The sequence below is a fragment of the Acidobacteriota bacterium genome (genome assembly GCA_026393755.1).
Lineage (GTDB): Bacteria > Acidobacteriota > Vicinamibacteria > Vicinamibacterales > JAKQTR01 > JBAXOX01.
The window spans coordinates 1-23503 of the sequence record JAPKZO010000025.1 but is presented as its reverse complement, the minus strand read 5'-3'; the positions used below and the strand labels follow the sequence as shown (position 1 = coordinate 23503).

Sequence of the window (23503 nt, the reverse complement as noted above, 5' to 3'; positions counted from 1 at the left end):
TTCTACCCCATCACCACCTGCACGCGAGGCGCGCCGCTCTGTTTCGGCGTGAGCGGCATCTTGCCGCGCACCGTCGTGTGCGCGAACAGCCACACCGTCCTGACGGCAATGGCCTCCCCGCCGACACGCGCCGGTTCGAACTGCGCGCGCGACAACTGATCGAGCAACCGCAGCACGCGATCGCGATCGGCGACCGTCGGTTGTTCAGAGAGCACCGCTTCCAGATTCTTGAGCCGTCCCCCACGCGTCACGACCGCCGAGAGTGCCAACGCGGCATCCTCTTCGTTGAAGACGCCGTCAGCCACCATCCCGGCGCCGGCCGAGCGAGGCAGCAGCATGCCCGCATCGCTGCCAACCGATGGGGCGCCAAGCGTCTCCATCAGACCAGCCAGCGAGTCCGACCGCTCGCTCCGGGGACCGAAATACAGCATGCCGAACATCAGCAGAATCGAGACGACCGTCGCCAGCGTCGATCCCACGGCCGCAAAACCAAGACGCATATCGACAAACGCCCGCGACACCTGGGCAGGAATGGTCTCCTCGCGCTCGACCCGGAGACGATTCAGGATGTCGGCCTGCAACCCGTCGAGATCGCCGCTCAGACGCTCGGACACCTCGGCCGACCCCAGCCGCACCAACTCGCCCAGTTCCCGCAGATCTCCCGTCTTGCGTTCGCACGCCTGACATCCACGCAGATGCGCTTCAATCGCAATCCGCTCCTCAAGTGGCAGTTCGCCGTCGTGAAACGCCGACAACTGGCGCCCCACCGCACCGCACGACAGCCTGTTCATACCGCCCTCGCCTCACGCAGCCGAACCCTCAACGCCTCGCGTCCGCGAGTCAGCCGCGACTTCACTGTTCCTACCGCCACACCGAGCGAGAACGCGATCTCCTCGTAACTCAATCCATCAATCTCTCGAAGCACCACCGCCGTCCGTTGGTCGAACGGCAAGGCGTCCAGCGCGTGCCAGACTTTCGATGCGGTTTCCTTCCGTCTGAGCAGTCCGTCCGGTCCCGCCCCGGAGTCGGTCAGTGCGCGGTCGCCGTGCTGCTCCAGGTGCGCATCAAGCGACACCTGTTCGGAACGGTGGCGCCGCCGCCACCAGCGTTGCCGATTGCGGGCCTGGTTAATGACGATGCGATAGATCCACGTCCGCAAGGCAGATTGGCACCTGAACCGGCCAAGCATGCGGAACACCTGGAAGAACACGTCCTGCGAAAGATCCCGCGCGTCCTCATAATCACCCAGCAGATGCAGCGCCAGCTGGAAGACCATGCGCTGGTGATCCGCCACCAGAGTCGCACACGCGTCATCATCTCCGCTGGTGCACCGGCGCACCAGGATCGCATCGCGATCCGCGACGTCAGACCAACCCAGGGCAGGCGCGTGTTTCACTGATAGTTCCTCGGCCACAATTGTGTCTCCGTGAACTATAGCAAGTTCCCTGTTCCCTGTCAGGTACCTTGGCACGACAATCGCGGGCCTCGGCAAAAACCCTGTGTCCTGTAAAGCTTAGACACGAAACCCCGGCAAAAGTTCCCTCTCCTGTTACCATAGACTCGACATGGGGCGCAGCTGGATTGGCGTGGTACTGGTCGTCACCCTGCTGGGGGGGCTGTCGATTGCCGTCTGGGCGGCAGTCGTCAGGGAGCGCGATTACCAGCAGTTGCTCGGACGCGGGGACGCGGCGTTGGCGGCCGACCAGACCGATACCGCCATCGAGGCCTACAGCGGCGCGCTCGCCCTCAAGGGCGACTCGATGATTGCGTACCTCAGGCGCGGCGAGACCTATCGGCGGCGCGGGGATCTCGGCAACGCGTTGAAGGACCTCAGGATCGCGTCACGACTCGACCCGGCTGCGGAACGGCCTGCCGAACTGCTCGGCGATGTCAACTACAGCCTCGAGCGCTACGTCAAGGCCGTCGAAGGCTACCGCCAGTTTGTCGACGTCGACGACCGTAATCCGCATGTGTTCTATAAGCTCGGTCTGGCCCAGTTCAGGTCCGGCAATCCGAGCGGAGCGATCCTGTCCCTTCGGAAAGCCGTCGCACTCGACGAGCGCCTCGCGGAGGCACACTATCTGCTTGGTCTCTGTCTCAAGGCGCAGAATCAGCCCGCCGAGGCTCTGCACGCCCTGGAACAGGCCACCCGCCTGTCTCCTGGGTTGATTGCACCGAGAGAGGCGCTGGCAGACCTCTACACGAGGCTCGGGCGCCCCCGCGACGCGATTGTTCAGCTCGAGGCGATCGCGACGTTGGAGCCGGAGCGGCCGGAGCGGCAGGCCGCCGTGGCACGGGCCTACGCTCGGGTCGGGCGAACCGACATTGCGGTTGGGGTGCTCGGACGCGCGGCTGAGCGTTACCCGGACAATGCCGTCATCTACCTGACGCTGGGGTCAGTGTGGCTTGATGCGGCCCAGCCGCGGGGCGACCGGGTCGCGCTGCGTAAGGCCATCGAGGCGCTCGAGCCGCTGACGCGCGGCCCGCGCGTGTCGGGAGACGCGCTGGCGCTCTACGGACGGTCGTTGATGCTCTCGGGCGACCTGGCAGGGGCGGCCGCCGCCTTTCAGAAGTCGGCGGACCTGCTGCCCGCGCGTCCCGCCACACTGCTGATGCTGGCGGACGTGTCGGAGCGGCTCGGCCGGCTTCCGGCGGTTCGCACGTCGCTCGAGCGGTGGGCGGCGCTCACGCCGGAATCGGGCCAGACGCGCGCGGCGGTGCTGGAACGTCTCGGCGATACGTGTCAGCGACTGGGGGATCCGCGGGAGGCCATACGAGCGTGGCACCGGGCGGCGGACATCACGCCCGCCCCCGCCCTGGTAGTGCGACTGGCGACGGCCGAGTTCAGGCTTGGGGACGTGAAGGCAGCCCGGGCCACTATCGCGCGCGGTCTCGAACAGAACCCGCGCCATCCCGCCCTGCTCGATCTCCAACGACAGATTCAGTGAATTGGGCGCCGCCGGCAGGACTTATCGACCACAACGACTCCAGTGCGACCTCCTCGACGCGCATCCTGAGCTGCTCGTCCGGCCGTCGTCTGGCCGCGACGGCCAGCATGTGTGACCGGCCGACCTGATCGCGCCACAAGAGCCAGCAGTCGGCCTGGTCCGCGATCCGCGCTGAGAACCAGATGCGCATCGAGCCGAGGTCGATCGCGAAATCGGCGAGCGGGATCGTCAATCCCAGGCCCCGGGCCTTGATGTAGGCCTCCTTCAGCGTCCAGACGGCCGCGCACGTCGTTCGCCGCTCGTGTTCCGACGCCGACTCGATCGCCCGCACCTCCTCCGGAGCAAAGCAGAAGCGGGCAATTTCAAGGCCTGCGCGAAATCGGTCCGCCGACTCCACGTCCACGCCGATGTCGCGATCACGCGCGAACCCGGTCATCACCATCCCGGCGCAGTGCGAGATGTTGAAACGCCACGGCGTTCCCCCCGCCGAGGGCTGCACCTCCGGCTTGCCGTGGGCGTTCGAAACGAATGACCAGCCGGACGGCGGCGCAGAAGTCTGTTCTGAAAGCGTCCTCCGAACAAGCACGTGGCCGACCGCAAACGCGACCCGGTCTCTTGCAAAGTGAAAACGGGCGGCGCGGGCCAGTTCGTCGGGCGTCAACTGCGGGCGCAGTTGAGCAAAGGCTCCCTCGTCGCAGCCATCCGTCTTCACGTAGCGGACCAGGAGGTCGCAGCTCGCAAGGCGATTGCTCGCGGCACAGGCCGCCGTGTCCGTCATACGCAATGGTTCCGCAGGTCAGCGCTCATGCGCTTGGGAACGTTGAGGATCGAGCGCATCGCGCAACCCGTCGCCCAGGAAGTTGAATCCCAGCACGAGCAGAGCAATTGCGACGCCAGGAAAGATCGTCAGATGCGGGGCGTCCAGCAGGTGCGCTCGCCCCCCGGCGAGCATCGTGCCCCAGCTCGCCGTCGGTGGCTGGACGCCAAGCCCCAGAAAGCTCAGCGACGCCTCGGCGATGATCGCGCCCGCCATGCCCAGACTCGCCTGAACGATGACGGGCGCCATCACTGACGGAAGCAGATGGCGTCCAATCACCCTCGACACCGGGGCACCCAGTGCGCGTGCCGCCTGCACGAACTCGAACTCCCGCGCGCGCAGCACCTGCCCGCGCACGAGCCGGGCGTACCCCACCCAGCCGATCGACGCGAGCGCGACGACCACGTTGGTGAGGCTCGGACCGAGCACGGCCACCAGCGCGATCGCCAGCAGAATGCCTGGAAATGCCATCAGGATGTCGATGATGCGGCTGATACTCTCGTCAATCCACCCGCCGCAGTACCCCGCTGCCGATCCGAGGATCGTACCGATTCCAGCCGACGCCCCGACGACGAAGAGCCCCACCAGCAGCGAAATGCGCGCCCCCGCCAGCACGCGCGACAGCACATCGCGGCCAAGCTCGTCCAAGCCGAGCGGATGGCTCATCGACGGACGCGCCAGGCGATCGGCAAGCGACTGGTCTGCCGGAGCATACGGCACCACGAACGGTCCGATCAGGGCCGCCAGAATGGTGACCAGCACGATAATGGCTCCGACACGTGGCATCGCCTGAGACCTCCCAGGTCACTCGACTCATCAACTCGCCGAAGAACGCATTCGCTCAGGACCTGGTGCTGAGCGAGTGTCTGTCACCGAATCACCTCGCAAGAACCCGCAGCGGCAATTGCGAGTCGAAGCGCTACACGAGTCTGATCCGCGGATCGAGCCACCCGTAGACCAGGTCCGTCACGAGATTGACCATCACGTAGGTGATGGCAATCAGGAGAATGCACCCCTGCACCATCGGGTAGTCGCGGAAGTTGATCGATTGGATCAGCAGCCGTCCGACGCCGGGCCACGAAAAGATCGTCTCGGTGATGATGGCGCCCGTCAGCAGCGATCCGAATTGCAGGCCGACAATGGTGACCACCGGCACGAGACTGTTGCGAAACGCGTGAACCCAGATCGCGCGGGAACGCGATGCACCGCGGGCCCGTGAGGCGAGAACGTACAGCTGGTGAAGTTCATCGAGCAGGCTGGCCCTGGTCATCCGGGCCAGGATGGCCGCCAACGCGGCACCAAGCGTCACCGATGGCAGGACCAGGTGGGCAAGTGTGCCTCTTCCCGAGACCGGGAGCCATCCCAGCTCAATCGCAAACAGGATGGCCATCATCGGACCCAGCCAGAAATTCGGGATGGAGATGCCGGCCAGGGCAAACGTCATCGCCGCCTGATCGATCAGCGTGCCTTTCCAGACCGCCGCCGCTACGCCCAGGGGCACGGCGATCAGCAGCGCGACCAGCATCGCCGCAAGGGCCAGTTCAGCGGTCGCCGGCATGCGGCTCGCAATCGAGGAAGCCACCGGATCGCCCGTGCGCAACGATGTGCCGAGATCACCGCGCACCAGGCCGCTGATGAAGCGGCCGAACTGCACGGGCAGCGGCAGGTCGAGGCCGAGTTTCGAACGGAGGGCGGCCACCTCCTGAGGCGCCGCGCCTTCTCCGAGCATCGATTGCGCAGGATCGCCTGGCACCAGGTGGATCAGCAGAAACACGAGTGTTGCGACGCCGACCAGGACCGGGATCGTCAGAAGAAGACGGCGAGCCAGATAGCGCCACATGGGTGTCTATCATAGACCACCCGTCCCGCCACCCAGCACGTCTGGCCCGGCCTGTGTAGCAATCGCCTCAGGCCCGTGTAACAACCGCCAGTGCTGTCATTGCGAGCGACGATCTTCGTCGGACGAGACGCGCGCCCGTCTTCTCGGTTACTGACTAACCTCCGCCATGGCAACAACTTAGCTTCTATTGACTTCGGTGGGTGTCCGGGCCAACGATGGCGTGTGGCTTGCATTTAGTCATGACTGGCGGTGCGGCTGTCTTCGCCAATGCAGTCGCGGGTGTCTGCTCAGGAGGATACAAGCATGTGGAAACGGTTCGGACTTCATCATCTTCTCTGGATCTTTCCGGTGGCGGTTGTGATCGTGGCGTGCTCGGGAAACACTACGAGTCCGACTGCCGCCACTAGCGTCAGCGGCGTGTCCGGCGCGGCGTCAGGCTCAGGACCGACCTCCGGCACGACTGGCACCAGTTCAGCCGGCATCGGCACGCTGTCGGTGAGCATCAAGGACAGCCCGTTCAGCGAGGCCACGGCTGTCCTGGTCACGTTCTCGGAAGTCAGCGTACACATGAGCGGCAGCGACGCGACCGACGGCGAATGGAAGACCCTGTCGTTTGCGGGCGACGCCACTGGGCTCACCTGCGATCTGAAAAAGCTCGAGGCCGCCACCGATCTCCTGGCGACCGACTCGCTCACGGCCGGGCACTACACCCAGCTGCGGCTGACGGTTTCGGGCGCGACAATCTACACGACCGGGACGGCGCCCGAGGTCGCGTGCGCGACCGATTTGGCACCGTGGTCGGCGATGTCGGACCCCATGCCGGTGACCGTCGCCTCCGGCACGTTGAAACTGAACCGCGAGTTCACCGTGCCCACCGGCGCCGCGACGACGATTCTCCTGGATTTCGACGGTGACAAGTCGATTCACAAGACCGGCAACGGGAAGTACCTGATGACGCCGGTCATCGGTGTTGTGAGCGTCCAGTAGTCACGCGCCGCCTTCCACCACGTCTGGCCCGGCCTTGATTTCGAGCCGGGCCAGCAGCTTTGCCAGGCCCTGACGCGTGACACCCAGTTGCTCCGCCGCACGCGTTGGCCGCCCTCCCGCGCGCACAAGCGCTTCACGAACAAATCGGCGCTCGAACTCCCGCCGCCCATCTTCGAGCGTCTGCGCCTGGGACACGGTCGCCCACTCCCCCTTGATGTGGCCGGGAAGCCGATCCGGCCCGACACGACCTGAGCGCGGCGCAAACGCGGCAAGCGCAAACAACACGTTCTGCAATTCCCGGACGTTGCCGGGCCAGTGATAGCGCGCCAATGCTTCGATGGCCCCCTGCGAGAGCTCCGCGCGGCTGGCGACGCCCTCGCGCGCTTTTCTCCAGATCTGCGCGACCAGACACGGAATGTCTTCGGGCCGATCACGAAGCGGCGGAACACGAATCCGGATGACGTCGAGTCGAAACAGCAGATCGCGCCGAAATCGCCCCGCGTCCGCTTCTTCCCGAAGCGCCCTGTTCGAGGCGGCGAGGATGCGCGCATTTACGCGGCGATGGACATTTTCGCCAAGACGACGAACCTCGCCCTCCTGGATCACGCGAAGCAGCTTCGCCTGAGCACGCAGCGATAACTCACCGACCTCGTCGAGCAGGAGCGTGCCCCCGTCGGCCTCCTCGAACAGGCCCGCCCGCTCGGCCGCTGCGCCCGTAAAGGCTCCCCTGGTGTGCCCGAACAACTCGGATTCACAGAGTTCGTCTGGCAGGGCCGCGCAATTGACGGCACAGAAACGCCGCCCGCGGCGGTCGCTCGCCGCATGAATGGACTTGGCCACCAGTTCCTTGCCGCTGCCGCTCTCGCCCAGGATGAGCACGGGAAAGGGCGCCGATGCCGCGCCGGCCACGCTCTGACGGAGCCCGACCACCGCAGCACTCGACCCCGCCATCTCCGCAAGCACACCAGCGTGCCGGGATGGATCTGGCGGTTCGCCTGCCAACGCCCGGACGGCCGGAACGACAGCCGCGGCTGCAGAACACAGGAGCGCCAGATGTCTGGCCGCGAGGGGGCCTTGAGGAGCCGCCCACTTCGCTACGATCACGCCGAGGGTCGCCGTACCGCAACCGATCGGAACCGCCGCTTCTCCGCGTTGAGCGGCATCGGCCGGATCAGACGGGCGCCCCGACAACAGGGTTCGCCGAACGATGTCGCCGTTGACACTCCGGCTGCCAGCGTAGGCCACTGGCGTCGGCCTGGTCCCCGCACCAAATATCGCCACACCGCTCGCGTGCAAGGACGTGCGCACGGCCTGGCAGACTCCCGCGACAATGTGCTGGTCGTCTTCGCGCCCCCCGCACGGTTGCAGGATCGCCAGCACATCGGCGGCGTCCACTTGAACCGCTGGACTCTCTTCGATTGATCGCGATCCCGAGCGGGCCTGCTCGATCCGAAGCGCCAATTCGTCAAGGCGTCTCCGCAGGCGCGGAGGAGCGGGCCAGGTCGACTGCTGGAGTCGTCCCACCAGACGCGCCGCATCCACACGCTGCCCTGCTTGCGCGAGAAGTCCCGCATGGATCAATTGCAGGTCCAGAGCCAACGCCGGTGCGTGGGCCGTCCGGGCCGCACGCACTCCGGCCTCACATGAGCGTGCGGCATCCGAGAACCGGCCCTGGGCGCCGAACACGAGCAACTCGCAGTGCGACAAGAACGCACGGTCGAGGGAACTCGCCGCCGAGCCGATGTTGCGCGCATGCGAGAGAGTGTCGACTGCCAGCGTGACGTCTCCCTCGGCGAGTGCGAGATGAATCTGCACCTCCGCCAGGATCAGGTCCTGATGGCGTGGAAGCAGGCGGGGTGGCAGATCCCGCGGCGCGCTCCACGGATCGGCCTCGTCGTCTGCATTCGGGCCTTCTGCAACGGCGTCTGCACGTCGCCAAGCCTCTGAATCCGTGGTCGCCAAAGCGGCCATCGCAGCTCGCGCGTCACTGATCCGTCGATCCGCTACCAGACAGCTCGCCACACTGAGGGTCGCCGCTCGCAGACACACGGCGTGGGCGTGCTCCACCGCACGAGCGAGCGCCGATCGGAAGGCCGCCTCCCCTTCCGTCAGCCGGTCGTCCTCGAGCAGCGACCATCCCGCCAGCAGTTGACCGGCCACGACCCCGCAGGCCCAGTTCGCCGAGGAGAACAGTTGCTCTGCTTCGGACGCCTGGGCCAACGCCCCTGTCACCCGCCCGCGAAGCAGAAATTGATGACCGAGATCGACGGCCACGCAGCCCGCTTGCCGAAACTGTCTTCGCCTTCGCAACCTGCCAATCTCGCGACGCAGCAGGCGCTCGGCGACCGCACAGCGCCCTCGACCCACCAGTTCATCAACGCCGGGAACCTGCCCGGAGGTTTCATCGGCTGCCTGGACGACCCTGTCAGCGCTCGACGTGTCGTCGCCGTTCATCAGATTGACTTGATCTTCCACGAGTGAAGCTCCGCCTCAAACCGTCGAGTGCGTCTGTCGGCTGTAGGGGCACGGCATGCCGTGCCCTTGCGAGGACTTGCTTCATTAAGCGCGATGAAGCTCATGGAACCACTCCGCTGCAAGATCGGCGCCCGCCGGGAATGCCTGCGACTCCCGCATGAATGGGCCAATCAGCGATGTGCCGCAGGAGCCCGAGGCAGAAAGTTCAATCTCACGCGGGTGGCGGCGAAGCAGGAATTGCAAGCAAGTTCGTATAAAATGGTCGTCGAATGTTGCGATTTCTGACCGCTGGCGAATCTCACGGCCGAAGACTGACGGTGATTCTGGACGGCGTGCCCGCCGGCCTGGCGCTCGACGTGCCGGCGATCACGCGCGATCTCCGGCGCCGCCAGGGCGGATATGGCCGCGGCACGCGAATGGACATCGAGTCGGATACGCCGGTGGTCGTGGCTGGCGTGCGGCACGGGCAGACGACGGGCGCGCCGGTCGCCATCACGATTGACAATCACGACTGGGTCAACTGGGAATTCACGATGCATCCCGACGCCGAGGTCCCGCCACAAGCAGGCGGAGCCCGGCGCGCCCCAGTCACTCGTCCCAGGCCGGGTCATGCCGACCTGGCCGGCGCCCTCAAGTACGGGCACGACGATTTGCGCAACGTGCTCGAACGGGCGAGCGCCCGCGAAACGGCCTCCCGAGTCGCGGCCGGCGCCGTCGCGCGGCAGATTCTGGCCGAGATCGGCGTACGCATCGCGAGTCACGTCGTGTCGATTGGCGCAGTCGCCGTTGCCCCGGGCTCGGCCCTGTCATTCGACACGATAGCCGCGCTCCCGGACGATTCGCCGACCCGCTGCGCCGATCCCCTGATCGAGGCCCGTATGATTGCCGCCATCGATGCCGCCCGCGCCGCCGGCGACACGCTGGGTGGCGCGTTCGAAGTCGTGGCCACCGGCGTTCCGCCCGGTCTCGGCAGCTACTCGCAGTGGGATCTCAAGCTGGATGGTCGCCTGGCCCAGGCGATGATGTCGATTCCGGCCATCAAGGCCGTCGGCATCGGCATCGGCTCCGACGCGGCGCACCTGCCGGGCTCCCGTGTGCACGACGAGATTCTCCCGGGGAGTCCCGCGCGATCGGGCGCGGGGCCGAAGCTGTTTGTGCGGCCCAGCAATCACGCGGGCGGGCTCGAAGGCGGCGTCACCAACGGCGAGGACGTGCGCGTCACGGCGTACATGAAGCCCATCGCCACGCTGATGTCTCCGCTGCGATCGGTTGATCTGATGACCCGGCGCGTGGAGGCCGCAGCCATTGAACGCAGCGACGTGTGCGCCGTGCCGGCGGCGGCGGTCGTCGGCGAAGCGATGATGGCGCTTTCGCTGTGCGACGCCGTCCTCGATCGGTTCGGCGGCGATTCCATCGACGATCTGCGCCGCCGCCACGCGGACTGGCTTGCGCGCTCGGCCGCCCGATTCGCGCAGGACGGAGGAGCGCGATCCGTATGATTCGACCCATCGTGAAGTACGGCGACCAGGTGCTTCATCGCCCGGCCGCTCTGGTGACGGACATCACGGGCGACATTGCCTCGCTCATTCAGGACATGGTCGAGACCATGTATGCGGCACCTGGCATTGGCCTGGCTGCACCGCAGATTGGCATCCCGCTCCGCATCTTCGTGGTGGATCTGTCGGCCGGCCGAAATGCCGGCGACCTGTTCACATTCGTGAATCCGGAATTCGCCGACCGCGACGGCATGCAACTGGAAGAGGAAGGCTGCCTCAGCCTGCCGGGATTCAATGCGACGGTGGCGCGGCCCGGCAAGGCGACGGTCAAAGGCCTCGATCTCAACGGTAAAGAACAGGTGATCGAGGGCACGGCACTGCTGGCGCGCGCTTTTCAGCACGAGATGGATCACCTCGACGGGCGCGTCTTCGTTGATCGGCTCCGCGGCATTCAGCGCGAGATCATCGTCCGACGCATCAAGAAGCTCGCCAGAACGGGCAAGTGGTAGCGATCATGGATCGCGCGTTGCGCGTCGTGTTCTTCGGCACCCCGCAGTTTGCGGTCCCGTCACTGCGCGCGTTGCTCACCTCCTCACACATTGTGGCGGGCGTCTTCACGCAGCCCGACAAGCCCCGCGGCCGCGGGCAGCGCGTCACCGAAAGCCCCGTGAAGCAGCTGGCGCGCGAACACGGGATTCCGGTGCTGCAGCCCGACCGCCTCAAGGACGAGGCGACGCTGGCGGCCCTGAGGGCCCTTGCGCCGGATCTGGGTGTGGTCGCCGCGTACGGCAGGATCCTGCCGGCCGCTGTACTCGCCACGCCTCCGCTCGGTCTGGTCAACGTGCACGCGTCGCTGCTGCCGCGACACCGCGGCGCCGCACCGGTGCATCGCGCCGTCATGGCGGGCGACCTAGAGACCGGCATCAGCATCATGCGGGTCGTCCAGGCACTCGACGCGGGACCGGTGTACAGGACGGCGACGCGGCTCATCGGGCCCGACGACACCAGCGCGGAGGTGGAAGAAGACCTCGCCCGCATCGGCGCGGAGCTGTTGCTGGAGGTGATCGCGGATATCGTGTCGGGCCTGGCCGCGCCGGCACCCCAGGATGATCACGCCAGCACCTATGCGCCGCGGCTTCAGAAGGAGGAAGGCGCGATCGACTGGAGCGCCTCGTCTTCGGTGATCCACAACCAGGTCCGGGGCCTGCATCCGTGGCCGCTCGCCTGGACCTGGTTGGCCGGGCACCGTCTGATTATCCTCACGACACGGCTTGACTCCCCTGCGGGTGCAATTGAGCGTGAGTCGCTCGCCGGTTTCAACACCGCGGCGCCCGGGACGATTGTGGGTATCTCGCGTGACGCCCTGAGCGTACGAACCGGCGACGGAGTTCTTGACGTGGTGCTGGTGCGGCCGGAGGGCCGGAGGGCGATGAGCGTCGGCGACTTCGCCGCGGGCCACCCGCTGACAGTCGGCACTCGATTCGACGATCAGCCAGCCGTCACGTGATGCCCCGGGTCTGACCATCCATGATTTCACCTGCCCGGCTGGCCGCCTATCGCACGCTCCGCGCGGTCGGCGATCCCCACGTCGATCTCGCCACGACTATCGAGCTGCATCGTCGTCGCCTCGCAGACGAGCGCGATCGCGCGCTGGCCGCCGAGATTGCGCTCGGCACGCTGCGCTGGCGCGCCGCCCTGGATCACGTGATCGCGTGGGCCGGTCACCGCCTCATCGGCGCATTCGATCCGGACGTGCTCGACCTGCTCCGGCTCAGCGCCTATCAGCTGCTCCATCTCGACCGCGTGCCGGCCTCGGCGGTCGTGCACGATGCGGTTGACCTTTGCAGGCATGAGGGCAAGACGAGCGCCTCTGGCGCCGTCAACGCGATCCTGCGACACATCAGTCGCGATCGTGGGCAGTTTCCGATGCCAACCGAGCGCGACCAACTCGACTACCTGGCTATCGCGATGTCGCACCCGAGGTGGCTCGCGGCGCGCTGGCTCGATCGGCTGGGATTCGACACGGCCGTGCAGTGGGTCCGCTTCAACAACCAGCAGGCCCCGCTGATGTTGCGCGCCAACCGGATCAAGACGTCGCGTGACGATCTCGCCAGGGAGCTTGCGGCACTGGGCGTCACGACGGCGCCGGCGCGGTACGCCGCCGACGGACTGGCCGTGACCGGGGGCAATCCGCTGACAACGCCGGTGGCTTCGTCCGGACGATTTGTTGTGCAGGACGAATCGTCACAACTCGTGGCGGCGTATGCGGGCGTTTGTGCAGGCGAAATGGTGCTTGATGCCTGCGCCGCGCCTGGCGGCAAGACGTCACAGATGGCTGCGGACCTTGGCCATGGCGCCGGACGGCTGGTGGCGGCTGATGTTCGCCCCAGACGAATCAGGCTGCTGGCGCAGGCGCTTCGAGCCACGGGCGCGAATGCCGTGCACGTCGTCGGGGCCGATCTGCTGGCGGCGGCGCCCTTTGGCCCCATCTTCGACTGCGTGCTGGTGGATGCCCCGTGTTCCGGTCTCGCGACGTTGCGGCGCGATCCCGACGTGAAATGGAGACGCGTCGAATCCGACCTCGCCTCGAATGCCAGCCGGCAGGGGCGGATGCTCGAGTCGGCCGCGGCGGTCGTCCGGGCAGGGGGACGACTGGTCTACAGCACCTGCTCGACCGAGCCCGAGGAGAACGAAGAGGTCATCACGGCGTTTCTGGAGGCTCGTCCCGACTTCCATCTCGAGTCTCCGCGGGACTCAAGAGCCGGCGTGCCGCCGGGCGTGATGGCCTGTGTCGATCCGTCAGGCTGTCTGCGGCCCACCCCGCACCAGCACGGCCTCGAGCCCTTCTTCGCCGCAAGACTGCGATCAAGGGGGCGAGACTAATTGGCTCCGACCCCTTTCGTAGTACAGTTTCAGAGAAGATGGCGCTGAAAACTGGCGTGCGGCGCGTGGGCCGGATGGTCTTGCTGGTGGCGGCGCTCGGGGCCACCTATGGCTTGTTTGCCGTGGCCTCGATGCGGGTGGCGCTACGCACCCGCGAGGTGAACGTTCCGACATTGCTGGGGCTGGATCCGGCCGTCGCGACGAGCGCCGCCGATTCGGCTGGCCTCACGCTCAGACTGGAAGACAACCGGCCGTTCGACCCGAAGATCCCGGCAGGACAAATCGCGTCGCAGGATCCGGCTGCGGGATCGGCCGTCCGGCGCGGCCGGAGCGTGCGCGTCTGGATCAGTGCCGGGTCGAGGGAATCCCTGGTTCCGCGGCTCATCGGCGACACCGAACGCACGGCGCAGGCACGGGTGCAGCAGGACGGACTCGAGATCGCCGGCATGGCCGATATCAAGTCGTCCGAGTATCCGGCCGATGCGGTGGTGGCCCAGGATCCCGCCCCGGGAGCCCGCAGCACGCGCGTCGGCCTGCTCGTCAATCGCGGCGAGCGAGCAACGACCTTCGTGATGCCCGATCTGATTGGCGTCTCGGGCGACGAAGCGGTGGTCGTGCTCAGAAACCGGGGCCTGCGGGTCACGATTGCGGGACACCAGCTATATCCAGGTGCCCCGCCAGGCATCATTCTGCGCCAGAGCCCGTCGGCCGGGTTTGAGATCACATCCGACCAACCGATCTCGCTGGAGGTCAGTCGATGAGTATTCGTCTCGCGCCTTCGATCCTGGCCGCCGATTTTGCGGCCCTCGGTTTGGGCATCGCGGCCGTGGAACGGGGTGGCGCCGACCTGATTCACGTCGGCGTGATGGACGGCCACTTCGTCCCGAACCTCACGGTAGGGCCGCCCATCGTGCGATCGATCGCCCGCGTGACGCGCGTGCCAATCGATGTCCATCTGATGATTGAGGAGGCCGACCGCTTCATCCCGGCGTTCGCCGAATCGGGTGCGGCGCTGATTTCGGTGCACGTGGAGGCGGGCCCGCACCTGAACCGCACCATCGCCCTTATCAAGGGCCTTGGCCTCAAGGCCGGCGTCGCGCTCAATCCGTCGACCCCGGTTGGCGCGCTGGAGGAAGTGGCGGCGGACGTGGACTACGTGGTGGTGATGACGGTTAATCCGGGTTTCGGCGGCCAGACCTATATCAGGCGCAGCGCGTCCAAAGTACGTGCGATGCGCGAACTGCTCGACCGGGCCGGCAATCCGGCGCCCATCCAGGTGGACGGCGGCATCGACGCGGAGACGATTGCCGATGTGGTTGTCGCGGGCGCCGACTGGATTGTCGCCGGCTCGTCCGTCTTCCACACCAAGGACCCCGAGGCCGCGGTGCGCGCGCTCAGGGCTGGGGCCGAGGCCGCGGCCGGCAGACGTCCGCACGCGACGCCTGGGGGGCGCCACGCGTGAGTCCGGGCGGTCACATGTCGGTCGCGCTGGTGCGCGTCCGCTACGCGGAAACCGACCAGATGGGCGTCGTGTACTACGCCAACTACCTGGCGTGGTTCGAGGTCGGCCGTAGTGAGTGGCTGCGCAGTCTCGGCTGGACGTATCGGGAGATGGAAGCGCATGGCAGCAGGCTGCCCGTCATCGAGGCGCACTGCCGCTACCGGCAGAGCGCTCGATACGACGATGAAATCGAAATTCGGACGCGAGGGGAACTGCTGTCGCCGGTCCGCATCCGGTTCACGTATGACGTCGTGCGGCGGGCCGACGGTGCCCTGGTGGCGCAGGGCACGACGGTGCACGCCGCCACCGACTCGCAGGGGCGGCCGACGAGGCTGCCGGCACGCGTGAAGAGTCTGTTTGCGCGACGCGTCGCCAGCCCGAATCGGCGGCGATCGCCGCCGCCGTGTACAATGTCGGTTCCGGAATGGCCGTTGCCCGAGACCGGGCAGTAAGGGTGCAGTGTTCATGAGTGTTCGTATGTCTCGACGATTCCTGTCGGCGCTGCTCGTCGCGGTATCCGCGTCCCTGATGGCGTCTTGTGCAGCCAACAAGACGATTGTTCCGACCGGCACGGTCGACGCCGACAGGTTTCTGTTCGAGCGGGGCACGGAACTCGCCGGCAAGAGAAAGTGGATCCAGTCGCGCGAGTACTTCCGGCAGATCGTCGACAATTATCCGCAGAGCTCGTTCAGACCCGACGCCAAGCTTGGCCTGGGCGACTCCTATCTCGGTGAAGGCACGCCCGAATCCCTTGTGCTCGCGCAGAACGAGTTCAAGGAATTCCTGACGTTCTTCCCGACCAATCCGCGCGCCGACTACGCGCAGTTCAAGATGGGTCTCACGCACGTCCGTCAGATGCCCTCGGCCGACCGTGATCAGACGGAGACCAAACAGGCTGTGATTGAATTCGCCCTCTTTCTGCAGCGGTATCCCAATAGTGCCTTGCTCCCTGAGGGCAGAGCGAAGCTGCGGGAAGGCCGGGACCGCCTCAGCGAATCGGATTACAAGGTCGGCTTTTTCTACTGGCGCGCGCGGTGGTATCCGGGCGCGATCGATCGGTTCCGGGCCGTGCTGACCAACGACCCCGAGTATTCCAGGCGCGACGCGGTGTACTTTTACCTGGCCGACTGCTTCGTCAAGGTAGGCAATCCGGCGCAGGCGCTCCCCTACTACGACAAGCTGATCGCGGAGTTCCCGAAGAGCGAGTATCTGGCGGCCGCGCAGAAAGCCGCCGCCGGCATCAAGGCCCAGATCGCGAGCGAGATGAAGAAGTAGGCGCGAGCGGACGCGGGCGTTACGATTTGAGCGCCCGGTTAAAGTTCCGGTAGTAGTCGATCGCCGACACGATCGAGGTCACCAGCACGAGCCACATCGCCGCCTGGCCGAGCCGGTACAGCGGCACGTAGGTTTCGTGTCCCAGAATCAGCAGCAGAATCGCCGTCACCTGAAACGCCATCTTCAACTTTCCCAGCGAAGACGAGGCAATCACGGTGCCGCGGGAATAGGCAATCCCGCGGAGCGCCGTCACGGCGAATTCGCGCCCGATGATGACGGCCACCATCCAGGCTGGCGTCGCGCCCATCTGCACGAGGGAAATGAACGCGGCGGCGGTGAGCAGCTTGTCCGCAATCGGATCCATCAACTGCCCAAGCTCGGTCACTTGTTTGCGCCGGCGGGCCACGTATCCGTCCAGCCAGTCGGTTAGCGACGCGAGGGCGAAGATGGCCGCGCCCGCCATCTGATTCGACAACCCGAGCACCAACCCGCCCTGCGGCTTGGTCAACAGGACCACGACGAGCAGCGGAACCAGGAAGATCCTGATGAGCGTGATGCTGTTTGGCAGGTTCATCGATGGTCTCGGAAGTTCCGCCCCGCAGGTCGCCGCCATTGTAGCGCGCACCAGCCGGGTCTGGAACCCCGAGTAGAGTAAAATAGTCTGGCTGTTATGAAAGCTATTCTTCTGGCAGGAGGCAAGGGTACCCGGCTGCGCCCGCTGACGCTGCACACGCCCAAGCCCATCGTGCCCGTCTTCGGACGGGCGTTTCTCAACTACCAGATCGACCTCGTCCGCACGGTGCCCGAGATCGACGAGGTCATCCTGAGCCTGAACTACCAGCCGCGGCGCATCGCCGAGGTGTTTGGCGACGGCAAGGACCTGGGCATCACGATCAGTTACGTGGTCGAGCCGGACCCGCTCGGCACGGCTGGCGCCATCAAGTACGCCATCGGCTCCTATTCCGACACGATCGTCGTCTTCAACGGCGACGTGATGACCCAGATCGACCTGCGCGAAGTGATCCGGCTCCACCGCGAGCGGAAGGCGCGGGCCACGATCGTACTGACGCCGGTCGACAACCCCACCGCCTACGGCCTGGTCGAGACCGACGCCGACGGCAACGTCCGGCGCTTTCTGGAGAAGCCGAAGCAGGACGAAGTCACCTGCGACACGATCAATGCCGGCGTCTACATTCTCGAGCCCGACACGTTTGATCGGATTCCGAAGGACGTCACCTGGTCGATCGAGCGCAGCTATTTTCCGTCGCTCGTCGAGCGGAAGGAGACGTTTGTCGCCTACGTCTACCGCGGCTACTGGATCGACATCGGCACGCCCGAGAAGTACATGCAGGTGCATCGCGACATCATGGACCGGCGATTCAAGGTGGAACCCTTCGGGGCGGATCGTCCGGGCGCGAAGTTCGTTGCCGACGACGCCCGCATTGAAGACGGCGCCGCGATCGAGGGGCCGTGCTTCATAGACGACGGCTGCCTGATCAAGGCCGGCGCGCGCGTGCATCCGTACAGCGTGATCGGAAGCCACACCGTCGTCGAAGAGGGCGCTGTGGTGGGCAACACCATCATCTGGCCCGATTGCCGCATCTCGCGAGACTCGGTGGTGCAGGGCGCGATCCTGGGCCGCCACTGCCACATCGGGCGCAATGTCACGATTGAGGGTGGCGTGATTCTCGGCGACAAGTCCGCGGTGACGGATTTCTCGCGGCTCACCCCTGCCTCGTAGATCCCGGAAGCTGCAGCCCATGGCCGTCAATCTCGAAGTCTTCAAGGCGTACGACATCCGCGGCATCTATCCCACCGAGATCGACGAGGCGGTGGCGCGGGATGTCGGGCGGGCGTTTGTGGCCTACCTTGGCGCCCGGCGCATTGCCGTGGGGCGCGACATGCGGCTCTCGTCCCCGGCGATCGCGGCGGCCTTTATCGACGGCGCGCGCGCGCAGGGCGCCGACGTGGTCGACTACGGCATGATCGCGACCGACATGTTGTACTTCGCCGTCGCCCGCGATCGGTACGACGGCGGTGTCGTCATCACGGCGTCGCACAATCCGAAGCAGTACACCGGGATCAAGCTCGTGCGGGCCGAAGCGTTTCCGCTGAGCGGCGACGCCGGCATCGGGCAGATCCGCGACATGATCGACGGCTCCGCGATTCCCGCGCCGTCCGGTCCGCGGGGCACGCTCACAGACAACAGCGCACTGCTGGACGACTACACCGCGCACGTGCTCAAGTTTATCGACCCCGCCGCGATCAAGCCGTTCAACGTCGTGCTCGACGCGGGCAGCGGCATGGGTGGGCTGGTGGCCCCGAAGCTGTTCGACCATCTCCCGTGCCGGACGACGAGGCTGTGCTTCGAGATTGACGGCACCTTCCCGAATCACGAAGCCAATCCGCTCATCGAGGACAATCGCCGGGACATCGTGTCGCGAGTCGTCGCCGAGCGGGCGGACATCGGGATCGCGTGGGATGGCGACGCCGACCGGTGTTTCTTCATCGACCGTGACGGCGAGTTCGTCCCCGGCGATTTCGTGACGGCGCTGCTGGCCGAAGCGTTCCTGCTCAAGGAGCCGGGCGCCACGATCATTTATGACGTGCGCGCCAGCTACGCGGTCAAAGACACCGTGGCCAGGCATCACGGCAAGGCGCTGATGAACCGTGTAGGCCACGCGTTCTTCAAGAAGCGGATGCGCGAAGAGAACGGCATTTTCGGCGGCGAAGTGACGGGCCACTACTACTTTCGCGACAACTTCTACGCCGACAACGGCTTTATCCCGGCGCTGCTCATCCTCGAACTGATGTCGAAGAAGGGCCAGGCGCTGCACGAACTGCTGGCCCCGCTGCGCGCGAAGTACTTCATCTCCGGCGAAATCAACACCAGGGCGAAGTCGATGCAGTCGGTGCAGGAGAAGCTCGACGGCCTCGCCGCGCGCTACGCTGGCGGCCACATCTATCGGATGGACGGCATCTCGATGGAGGCGCCCGACTGGCACTTCAACGTGCGCGCGTCGAACACCGAGCCGCTGCTTCGGCTGAACCTGGAGGCGACGACCCAGGCGATGATGGAATCGAAGCGCGACGAGTTGCTGGCGTTTATCCGGAGCACGTGACGCATTCCCGGGCGCTTCGCAGCGACTTTGGTATAATTCGGAATCATCCAGCGTCCGGTTGGATGACGTGGCCGCTTCGTCGGGCGGGCTTAGCATAGTGGTAATGCTCTGGCTTCCCAAGCCAGCTAGACGGGTTCGATTCCCGTAGCCCGCTCCACCCTCGAAACCCTACCCAGTCCGGCGAGTTGCGCACAGCTCCGCGCCGCCGACGTCCCTCATCTCGTCGCGACGTGTCACGATGAGAACGGCCGTGCCTCGTTGAGCAACCTAATCTGACTTCTGAGGTCCTCGTAGAGAACCTTCATGTAGCGACGGGTGTCGTCCTGACTCGCCGCAATAGAGTTCTCGAATTGGGCCCACGAGCCCACCAAGGCGGTCTCGAGACTCTCAAAACGCCCCCGCATCTTCGAGAACTCTGTGGCGACCTCAGTCCGCGACGTCCAACCGTCTTCTCGCGTGAGCCATTCGCCCTGGCACGCGGCCCAGGCCGTGCTACCCTATCGCCATGGGCTCTAAGGCCGAGAAGGCTTCCATCCTGCCGCCTACCGTCTGGGCAGAACGTCCTTCCGCGAATCGTTTCTGCGGACTTCGTGCGTATGCGGTCTGATCTCGCTGCCCTCCTCCGCGATCGGCTGCTCCCGCAAAGAAATGGCGACGGAGGCTGGGGATACTATCCCGGCAAGACGAGCCGACTCGAGCCCACGTGTTGGGCGTTGTTGTCGCTCGCCCCGGATCAGCGGCCCGAAGACGCTCCGCTCGTGGAGGCTGGTCTGAGCCTGCTCGCCAAGTGGCAGCGCGCGGACGGCTTGATCGCCGAGCCGCAGCTCCCGCCTAATCTCGCGTTCAACGGTCTCGCGTCCGTCGTGATGACGGCTCTTCGCGCGTCGCCGCGCACATCGCCACCGAGCGACGACATCCAGCGCCGGCTCCTCACCGCCATCGTCGGCGTCAAGTCGAAGACCGCGTGGAACTGGAGGTCGCCGGTCCGACAGGATAATTCCCTGGTCGGCTGGCCGTGGACCGAAGAAGGCTTTGGCTGGGTTGAGCCAACGGCCTGGTGCATGCTTGCACTCAAGCGAGCCGGGCCTGGCATTCGCGCGCCTGGCACCCAATCCCGCATCGAAGAAGCCGAGCGCCTGTTGTTCGATCGGCAGTGTCCAGACGGCGGCTGGAATTACGGAAACAGCGAGGTGCTTGGGCAGCAGCTTCACGCCTTTGTGCCGCCCACCGCGCTCGCGTTGCTCGCGTTACATGATCGCCGCGAACGCTCCGAGGTGCGGCGGGCACTTGATTTCCTTCGCGGCGCGTGGCGGCATGAGCCGGCCGGCATGGCGCTCGGCCTTTCGCTGTTGTGCGTGCGCGCCTACGGGCTGCCGGCCAATGAGATCGAGGCCGCCCTGACAGCGGCGTTTGAGAAGTGCGAGTTCCTCGGCAATCACGCCGTCGTTGGCATGGTGCGATACGCACTGACGGCAGGAACACATGGGCCAACCGTCCTTACGGTCTGACTGGACGCGTCGCGAGATTCTCGCGCTGCCATTCGTGGGAGCGCTGGCAGCTGCGAGCGCGTGTCGTCCTCGTTTCGATCGCGCGGCGTTTGTTTTGCCTGCGCGATCGGCAGTCGGCCTCTTCGCTGCTGCTGACTATCGGCTGGACCTGGCGGATGTGATCTATCGGGGCCTGCAGACGTTGCAGGTGAACGTCCGAGGCAAGCGCGTGTTGTTAAAGCCGAATCTGGTGGAGTACGAGAACGGCTCGTGCATCAACACCCACCCGCTCGTCGTCGCCGGCGCCGCGGTGGCGATGCTCCGCGCGGGGGCCGCGTCGGTCGCCGTGGGCGAAGGCCCCGGCCATCGGAGGGACATCGAATACTTGCTCGTCTCAAGCGGTCTCTACGATCAGCTCAGAGAGCTGCGAATTCCGTTCGTCGATCTCAACGCCGACGACGTCAGTCCCGTCAAGCTGAAGAGCTGGTTTACTGGTTTGCAGCACATGGTGTTGCCGGCCTCCATCATGGCGGCGGATCTGGTCGTCTCGGTGGCCAAGCTCAAGACCCATCACTGGGCGGGGATGACGTGCGGGATGAAGAACCTGTTCGGCACCGTCCCCGGCAGTGTCTACGGCTGGCCGAAGAACTTCCTGCATGTGCACGGCATTCCCGAATCGATTGTCGATCTGAATGCGACGATTCGGCCTGGCCTCACGATAGTGGACGCCGTCGTGGCGATGGAGGGTGACGGACCGATCATGGGCACGCCCCGCCCGATGGGGTTTGTCGCCATGGGAACCGATGTTGTGGCCGTCGATGCAACTTGCGCTCGCGTCATGGGCCTCGCGCCGGACCGGCTGTCGTATCTCAAGTCGGCCGCGACGTTTCTCGGCAATCTGGATGATGGGCGAATCGACCAGCGGGGGGAAGCGGTGGGCCGGTACCGGACCCGTTTCGCCGTGGTCGAAAACCTGCGGCACCTCAGAGACGAGTAGGGACCGCGCCACTCGTGCCGGCGACGACGCTCTCATGACGTGAAGTCTTCGACGGCGGCGTCTCGACGCTCCTCGCCGGACACGGATCCAATCGAGAATCGCGCGGCGGCGCGTCACGACGAAGCCGGTCGTCCCTCGCCGAGCAACCTGAACTGGCTCAGGACTTCCTCGTGCAGGACCAGCATGAAGCGGCGGCCGTCCTCATCGCCTTTGTTGATCACGCCCAGCAAGTCCACGATGGCGGTCTCGAGATGGGCCCGCGAGTCGTCGATGGCGGCCTCGACGCGCTCGAAACGAACCCCAATCGTCGAGAACTCTCGGGCGAACTCAGCCCGCATGGCCGAGAATTGCCCATCGGTCTCGGTCCGCATCGCAGAGAACTGCCCATCGGTCTCGGTCCGCATCGTCGAGAACTCCCCAGCGACCTCAGCCCGCATGGCCGAGAACTGCCCATCGGTCTCGGTCCGCATCGCCGAGAACTCCCCAGCGACCTCAGCTCGCATCGCCGAGAACTCCCCAGCGACCTCGGCTCGCGAGGCAAGAATTGCATCCTCTGTCTCGCGTCGAGATTGCAGAATCTCCGCCATCAGCGCGTTGAACGACGCGTCCGGGCGCTGCTCCATCGAGTCCATGCGATGCTCCACGGTCTCATCACATTCCTCTCTCCGCACGCTCTCGGCTGGTCACGATCGACAACCAGCGTGCTCTCGAGAAGAACTGCCAACGGCATGCCAACGACGACGTGTGGCATGCGCACCACTCGGCAGACGACGACGGTAGCATCGTCTCGGCCACGAACTCAAGCGCCCGTATCGACATCGCCCGCGCAGGCCCCCCGCACTGACGCAGAGAATCGGGCAGCCACGCGTCACGACGAGGACGGTCGTCGCTCGCCGAGCAACTTGAACTGGCTCATGACTTGCTCGTGCAGGACCAGCATGAAGCGGCGGCTGTCCTCATCGCCTTCCCTGATCGCGGCCCGCAGGTTCGCGTCCATGGCCTTCATCTCGCCCCGCAAGGTCGAGCCCAGAGCCTCATCGCCTTCCCTGATTGCCCCCAGCAAGTCCACGATGGCGGCCTCGTGCTGGGCCCGCGAGTCGTCGATGGCGGCCTCGACGCGCTCGAAACGAACCCCAATCGTCGAGAACTCTCGGGCGACCTCAGCCCGCATGGCCGAGAATTGCCCATCGGTCTCGGTCCGCATCGCCGAGAACTGCCCGGCGACCTCGGTCCGCATCGCCGAGAACTCCCCAGCGGCCTCGGTCCGCATCGCCGAGAACTCCTCCGCATCGCCGAGAACTCCCCAGCGACCTCGGTCCGCATCGCCGAGAACTCCCCAGCGACCTCGGTCCGCATCGCCGAGAACTCCTCAGCGACCTCGGTCCGCATCGCCGAGAACTCCTCAGCGACCTCAGCTCGCGAGGCAAGAATTGCATCCTTTGTCTCGCGGCGAGATTGCAGAATCTCCGCCATCAGCGCGTTAAACGACGCGTCCAGACGCTGCTCCATCGAGTCCATGCGATGCTCCATGGTGTCGATTCGCTCAGCAAGATCGGCTCTTCTCATCACATTCCTCTCTCCGCACGCTCTCGGCTGGTCACGATCGACAACCAGCGTGCTCTCGAGAAGAACTGCCAACGGCATGCCAACGACGACGTGTGGCATGCGCACCACT

At 65.7% G+C, this 23503-nt stretch carries 24 protein-coding genes and 1 tRNA gene; 16 read left to right on the top strand and 9 right to left on the bottom strand.

Going from position 1 to position 23503, the window contains the following annotated elements:
- Positions 1-2: 2 nt before the first annotated feature.
- Both NTV05_09995 and NTV05_09990 read right to left on the bottom strand, forming a co-directional pair.
- The gene (locus tag NTV05_09995; GenBank protein MCX6544727.1) at positions 3-791 is read right to left on the bottom strand and encodes an anti-sigma factor; all 789 of its coding nucleotides are present in this window, start codon (positions 789-791) and stop codon (positions 3-5) included.
- Positions 788-1396 carry a sigma-70 family RNA polymerase sigma factor gene (locus NTV05_09990; GenBank protein ID MCX6544726.1) on the bottom strand — a complete coding sequence of 203 codons (609 nt, stop codon included), beginning with the start codon at positions 1394-1396 and terminating at the stop codon, positions 788-790. Before NTV05_09990 ends, NTV05_09995 begins: the two co-directional genes overlap by 4 nt.
- A gap of 169 nt (positions 1397-1565) precedes the next feature.
- Here NTV05_09990 and NTV05_09985 point away from each other — a divergent pair, with 169 nt between their 5' ends.
- Positions 1566-2948, top strand: a complete 1383-nt coding sequence (locus tag NTV05_09985) for a tetratricopeptide repeat protein (GenBank protein ID MCX6544725.1) — start codon at positions 1566-1568, stop codon at positions 2946-2948.
- Here NTV05_09985 and NTV05_09980 read toward each other — a convergent pair.
- From NTV05_09980 to NTV05_09970, 3 genes are all read right to left on the bottom strand, one after another.
- The gene (locus NTV05_09980) at positions 2878-3726 is read right to left on the bottom strand and encodes a 4'-phosphopantetheinyl transferase superfamily protein (protein ID MCX6544724.1); all 849 of its coding nucleotides are present in this window, start codon (positions 3724-3726) and stop codon (positions 2878-2880) included. The two genes, NTV05_09985 and NTV05_09980, sit on opposite strands and share 71 nt — an antisense overlap.
- 18 nt (positions 3727-3744) lie before the next feature.
- Entirely contained in the window at positions 3745-4551 is an 807-nt protein-coding gene (locus NTV05_09975) for an ABC transporter permease (GenBank protein ID MCX6544723.1), read from the bottom strand.
- A gap of 133 nt (positions 4552-4684) precedes the next feature.
- Positions 4685-5605, bottom strand: a complete 921-nt coding sequence (locus NTV05_09970; GenBank protein MCX6544722.1) for an ABC transporter permease — start codon at positions 5603-5605, stop codon at positions 4685-4687.
- A 303-nt stretch (positions 5606-5908) separates the two neighbouring features.
- Here NTV05_09970 and NTV05_09965 point away from each other — a divergent pair, with 303 nt between their 5' ends.
- Positions 5909-6592 carry a DUF4382 domain-containing protein gene (locus NTV05_09965; GenBank protein MCX6544721.1) on the top strand — a complete coding sequence of 228 codons (684 nt, stop codon included), beginning with the start codon at positions 5909-5911 and terminating at the stop codon, positions 6590-6592.
- Here NTV05_09965 and NTV05_09960 read toward each other — a convergent pair whose 3' ends face one another.
- Positions 6593-8866: a sigma 54-interacting transcriptional regulator gene (locus NTV05_09960; GenBank protein MCX6544720.1), complete on the bottom strand. Its 2274-nt coding sequence runs from the start codon at positions 8864-8866 to the stop codon at positions 6593-6595.
- Between NTV05_09960 and NTV05_09955 the strand changes: the two genes are divergently transcribed.
- The 9 genes from NTV05_09955 (at position 8846) to bamD (ending at position 16222) form a co-directional block, all read left to right on the top strand.
- The gene (locus NTV05_09955) at positions 8846-9073 is read left to right on the top strand and encodes a hypothetical protein (protein ID MCX6544719.1); all 228 of its coding nucleotides are present in this window, start codon (positions 8846-8848) and stop codon (positions 9071-9073) included. The two genes, NTV05_09960 and NTV05_09955, sit on opposite strands and share 21 nt — an antisense overlap.
- Before the next feature lie 266 nt (positions 9074-9339).
- A complete protein-coding gene (gene aroC / locus NTV05_09950) occupies positions 9340-10566 on the top strand; it encodes a chorismate synthase (GenBank protein ID MCX6544718.1) in 1227 nt (408 codons plus the stop codon).
- On the top strand, positions 10563-11072 hold the full coding sequence (gene def / locus NTV05_09945; GenBank protein MCX6544717.1) for a peptide deformylase: 510 nt from the start codon (positions 10563-10565) through the stop codon (positions 11070-11072). Before aroC ends, def begins: the two co-directional genes overlap by 4 nt.
- A 5-nt stretch (positions 11073-11077) precedes the next feature.
- Positions 11078-12070 (top strand): methionyl-tRNA formyltransferase, encoded by a 993-nt coding sequence (gene fmt, locus NTV05_09940; GenBank protein ID MCX6544716.1) that lies wholly within the window; start codon positions 11078-11080, stop codon positions 12068-12070.
- 20 nt (positions 12071-12090) lie between these two features.
- Complete coding sequence (rsmB, locus tag NTV05_09935; GenBank protein ID MCX6544715.1) at positions 12091-13446, top strand: 16S rRNA (cytosine(967)-C(5))-methyltransferase RsmB; 1356 nt, start codon at positions 12091-12093, stop codon at positions 13444-13446.
- A gap of 38 nt (positions 13447-13484) precedes the next feature.
- Positions 13485-14207 carry a PASTA domain-containing protein gene (locus NTV05_09930; GenBank protein MCX6544714.1) on the top strand — a complete coding sequence of 241 codons (723 nt, stop codon included), beginning with the start codon at positions 13485-13487 and terminating at the stop codon, positions 14205-14207.
- Entirely contained in the window at positions 14204-14908 is a 705-nt protein-coding gene (gene rpe / locus NTV05_09925) for a ribulose-phosphate 3-epimerase (GenBank protein ID MCX6544713.1), read from the top strand. Before NTV05_09930 ends, rpe begins: the two co-directional genes overlap by 4 nt.
- Before the next feature lie 14 nt (positions 14909-14922).
- Entirely contained in the window at positions 14923-15399 is a 477-nt protein-coding gene (locus NTV05_09920; protein ID MCX6544712.1) for a thioesterase family protein, read from the top strand.
- Positions 15400-15424: 25 nt separating this feature from the next.
- A complete protein-coding gene (gene bamD / locus NTV05_09915) occupies positions 15425-16222 on the top strand; it encodes an outer membrane protein assembly factor BamD (GenBank protein MCX6544711.1) in 798 nt (265 codons plus the stop codon).
- A gap of 19 nt (positions 16223-16241) precedes the next feature.
- Here bamD and pgsA read toward each other — a convergent pair whose 3' ends face one another.
- Positions 16242-16796 (bottom strand): CDP-diacylglycerol--glycerol-3-phosphate 3-phosphatidyltransferase, encoded by a 555-nt coding sequence (gene pgsA, locus NTV05_09910; protein MCX6544710.1) that lies wholly within the window; start codon positions 16794-16796, stop codon positions 16242-16244.
- Between the two features lie 96 nt (positions 16797-16892).
- Here pgsA and NTV05_09905 point away from each other — a divergent pair, with 96 nt between their 5' ends.
- From NTV05_09905 to NTV05_09885, 5 genes are all read left to right on the top strand, one after another.
- Positions 16893-17963 (top strand): NDP-sugar synthase, encoded by a 1071-nt coding sequence (locus tag NTV05_09905; protein ID MCX6544709.1) that lies wholly within the window; start codon positions 16893-16895, stop codon positions 17961-17963.
- Positions 17964-17982: 19 nt separating this feature from the next.
- Positions 17983-19344 carry a phosphomannomutase/phosphoglucomutase gene (locus tag NTV05_09900; GenBank protein MCX6544708.1) on the top strand — a complete coding sequence of 454 codons (1362 nt, stop codon included), beginning with the start codon at positions 17983-17985 and terminating at the stop codon, positions 19342-19344.
- Between the two features lie 83 nt (positions 19345-19427).
- A tRNA-Gly gene (locus tag NTV05_09895) sits at positions 19428-19501 on the top strand.
- A 439-nt stretch (positions 19502-19940) separates the two neighbouring features.
- Positions 19941-20852: a hypothetical protein gene (locus tag NTV05_09890; protein ID MCX6544707.1), complete on the top strand. Its 912-nt coding sequence runs from the start codon at positions 19941-19943 to the stop codon at positions 20850-20852.
- The gene (locus tag NTV05_09885) at positions 20827-21828 is read left to right on the top strand and encodes a DUF362 domain-containing protein (GenBank protein ID MCX6544706.1); all 1002 of its coding nucleotides are present in this window, start codon (positions 20827-20829) and stop codon (positions 21826-21828) included. Before NTV05_09890 ends, NTV05_09885 begins: the two co-directional genes overlap by 26 nt.
- Before the next feature lie 113 nt (positions 21829-21941).
- On the opposite strand, the gene NTV05_09880 is transcribed toward NTV05_09885, so the two are convergent.
- Positions 21942-22460 carry a hypothetical protein gene (locus NTV05_09880; GenBank protein MCX6544705.1) on the bottom strand — a complete coding sequence of 173 codons (519 nt, stop codon included), beginning with the start codon at positions 22458-22460 and terminating at the stop codon, positions 21942-21944.
- A 236-nt stretch (positions 22461-22696) separates the two neighbouring features.
- A complete protein-coding gene (locus NTV05_09875) occupies positions 22697-23098 on the bottom strand; it encodes a hypothetical protein (protein ID MCX6544704.1) in 402 nt (133 codons plus the stop codon).
- Between the last annotated feature and the right edge of the window lie 405 nt (positions 23099-23503).

What these genes read in the sequence shown, in the direction of transcription:
- NTV05_09995 (MCX6544727.1), bottom strand. Translation starts at nt 791, where the DNA reads ATGAACAGGCTGTCGTGCGGTGCGGTGGGGCGCCAGTTGTCGGCGTTT.
- NTV05_09985 (MCX6544725.1), top strand. Translation starts at nt 1,566, where the DNA reads ATGGGGCGCAGCTGGATTGGCGTGGTACTGGTCGTCACCCTGCTGGGG.
- NTV05_09980 (MCX6544724.1), bottom strand. Translation starts at nt 3,726, where the DNA reads ATGACGGACACGGCGGCCTGTGCCGCGAGCAATCGCCTTGCGAGCTGC.
- NTV05_09975 (MCX6544723.1), bottom strand. Translation starts at nt 4,551, where the DNA reads ATGCCACGTGTCGGAGCCATTATCGTGCTGGTCACCATTCTGGCGGCC.
- NTV05_09970 (MCX6544722.1), bottom strand. Translation starts at nt 5,605, where the DNA reads ATGTGGCGCTATCTGGCTCGCCGTCTTCTTCTGACGATCCCGGTCCTG.
- NTV05_09965 (MCX6544721.1), top strand. Translation starts at nt 5,909, where the DNA reads ATGTGGAAACGGTTCGGACTTCATCATCTTCTCTGGATCTTTCCGGTG.
- NTV05_09955 (MCX6544719.1), top strand. Translation starts at nt 8,846, where the DNA reads ATGACCGAGATCGACGGCCACGCAGCCCGCTTGCCGAAACTGTCTTCG.
- def (MCX6544717.1), top strand. Translation starts at nt 10,563, where the DNA reads ATGATTCGACCCATCGTGAAGTACGGCGACCAGGTGCTTCATCGCCCG.
- fmt (MCX6544716.1), top strand. Translation starts at nt 11,078, where the DNA reads ATGGATCGCGCGTTGCGCGTCGTGTTCTTCGGCACCCCGCAGTTTGCG.
- rsmB (MCX6544715.1), top strand. Translation starts at nt 12,091, where the DNA reads ATGATTTCACCTGCCCGGCTGGCCGCCTATCGCACGCTCCGCGCGGTC.
- NTV05_09930 (MCX6544714.1), top strand. Translation starts at nt 13,485, where the DNA reads ATGGCGCTGAAAACTGGCGTGCGGCGCGTGGGCCGGATGGTCTTGCTG.
- rpe (MCX6544713.1), top strand. Translation starts at nt 14,204, where the DNA reads ATGAGTATTCGTCTCGCGCCTTCGATCCTGGCCGCCGATTTTGCGGCC.
- NTV05_09920 (MCX6544712.1), top strand. Translation starts at nt 14,923, where the DNA reads ATGTCGGTCGCGCTGGTGCGCGTCCGCTACGCGGAAACCGACCAGATG.
- bamD (MCX6544711.1), top strand. Translation starts at nt 15,425, where the DNA reads ATGTCTCGACGATTCCTGTCGGCGCTGCTCGTCGCGGTATCCGCGTCC.
- pgsA (MCX6544710.1), bottom strand. Translation starts at nt 16,796, where the DNA reads ATGAACCTGCCAAACAGCATCACGCTCATCAGGATCTTCCTGGTTCCG.
- NTV05_09905 (MCX6544709.1), top strand. Translation starts at nt 16,893, where the DNA reads ATGAAAGCTATTCTTCTGGCAGGAGGCAAGGGTACCCGGCTGCGCCCG.
- NTV05_09900 (MCX6544708.1), top strand. Translation starts at nt 17,983, where the DNA reads ATGGCCGTCAATCTCGAAGTCTTCAAGGCGTACGACATCCGCGGCATC.
- NTV05_09890 (MCX6544707.1), top strand. Translation starts at nt 19,941, where the DNA reads ATGCGGTCTGATCTCGCTGCCCTCCTCCGCGATCGGCTGCTCCCGCAA.
- NTV05_09885 (MCX6544706.1), top strand. Translation starts at nt 20,827, where the DNA reads ATGGGCCAACCGTCCTTACGGTCTGACTGGACGCGTCGCGAGATTCTC.
- NTV05_09880 (MCX6544705.1), bottom strand. Translation starts at nt 22,460, where the DNA reads ATGGACTCGATGGAGCAGCGCCCGGACGCGTCGTTCAACGCGCTGATG.
- NTV05_09875 (MCX6544704.1), bottom strand. Translation starts at nt 23,098, where the DNA reads ATGCGGACCGAGGCCGCTGGGGAGTTCTCGGCGATGCGGACCGAGGTC.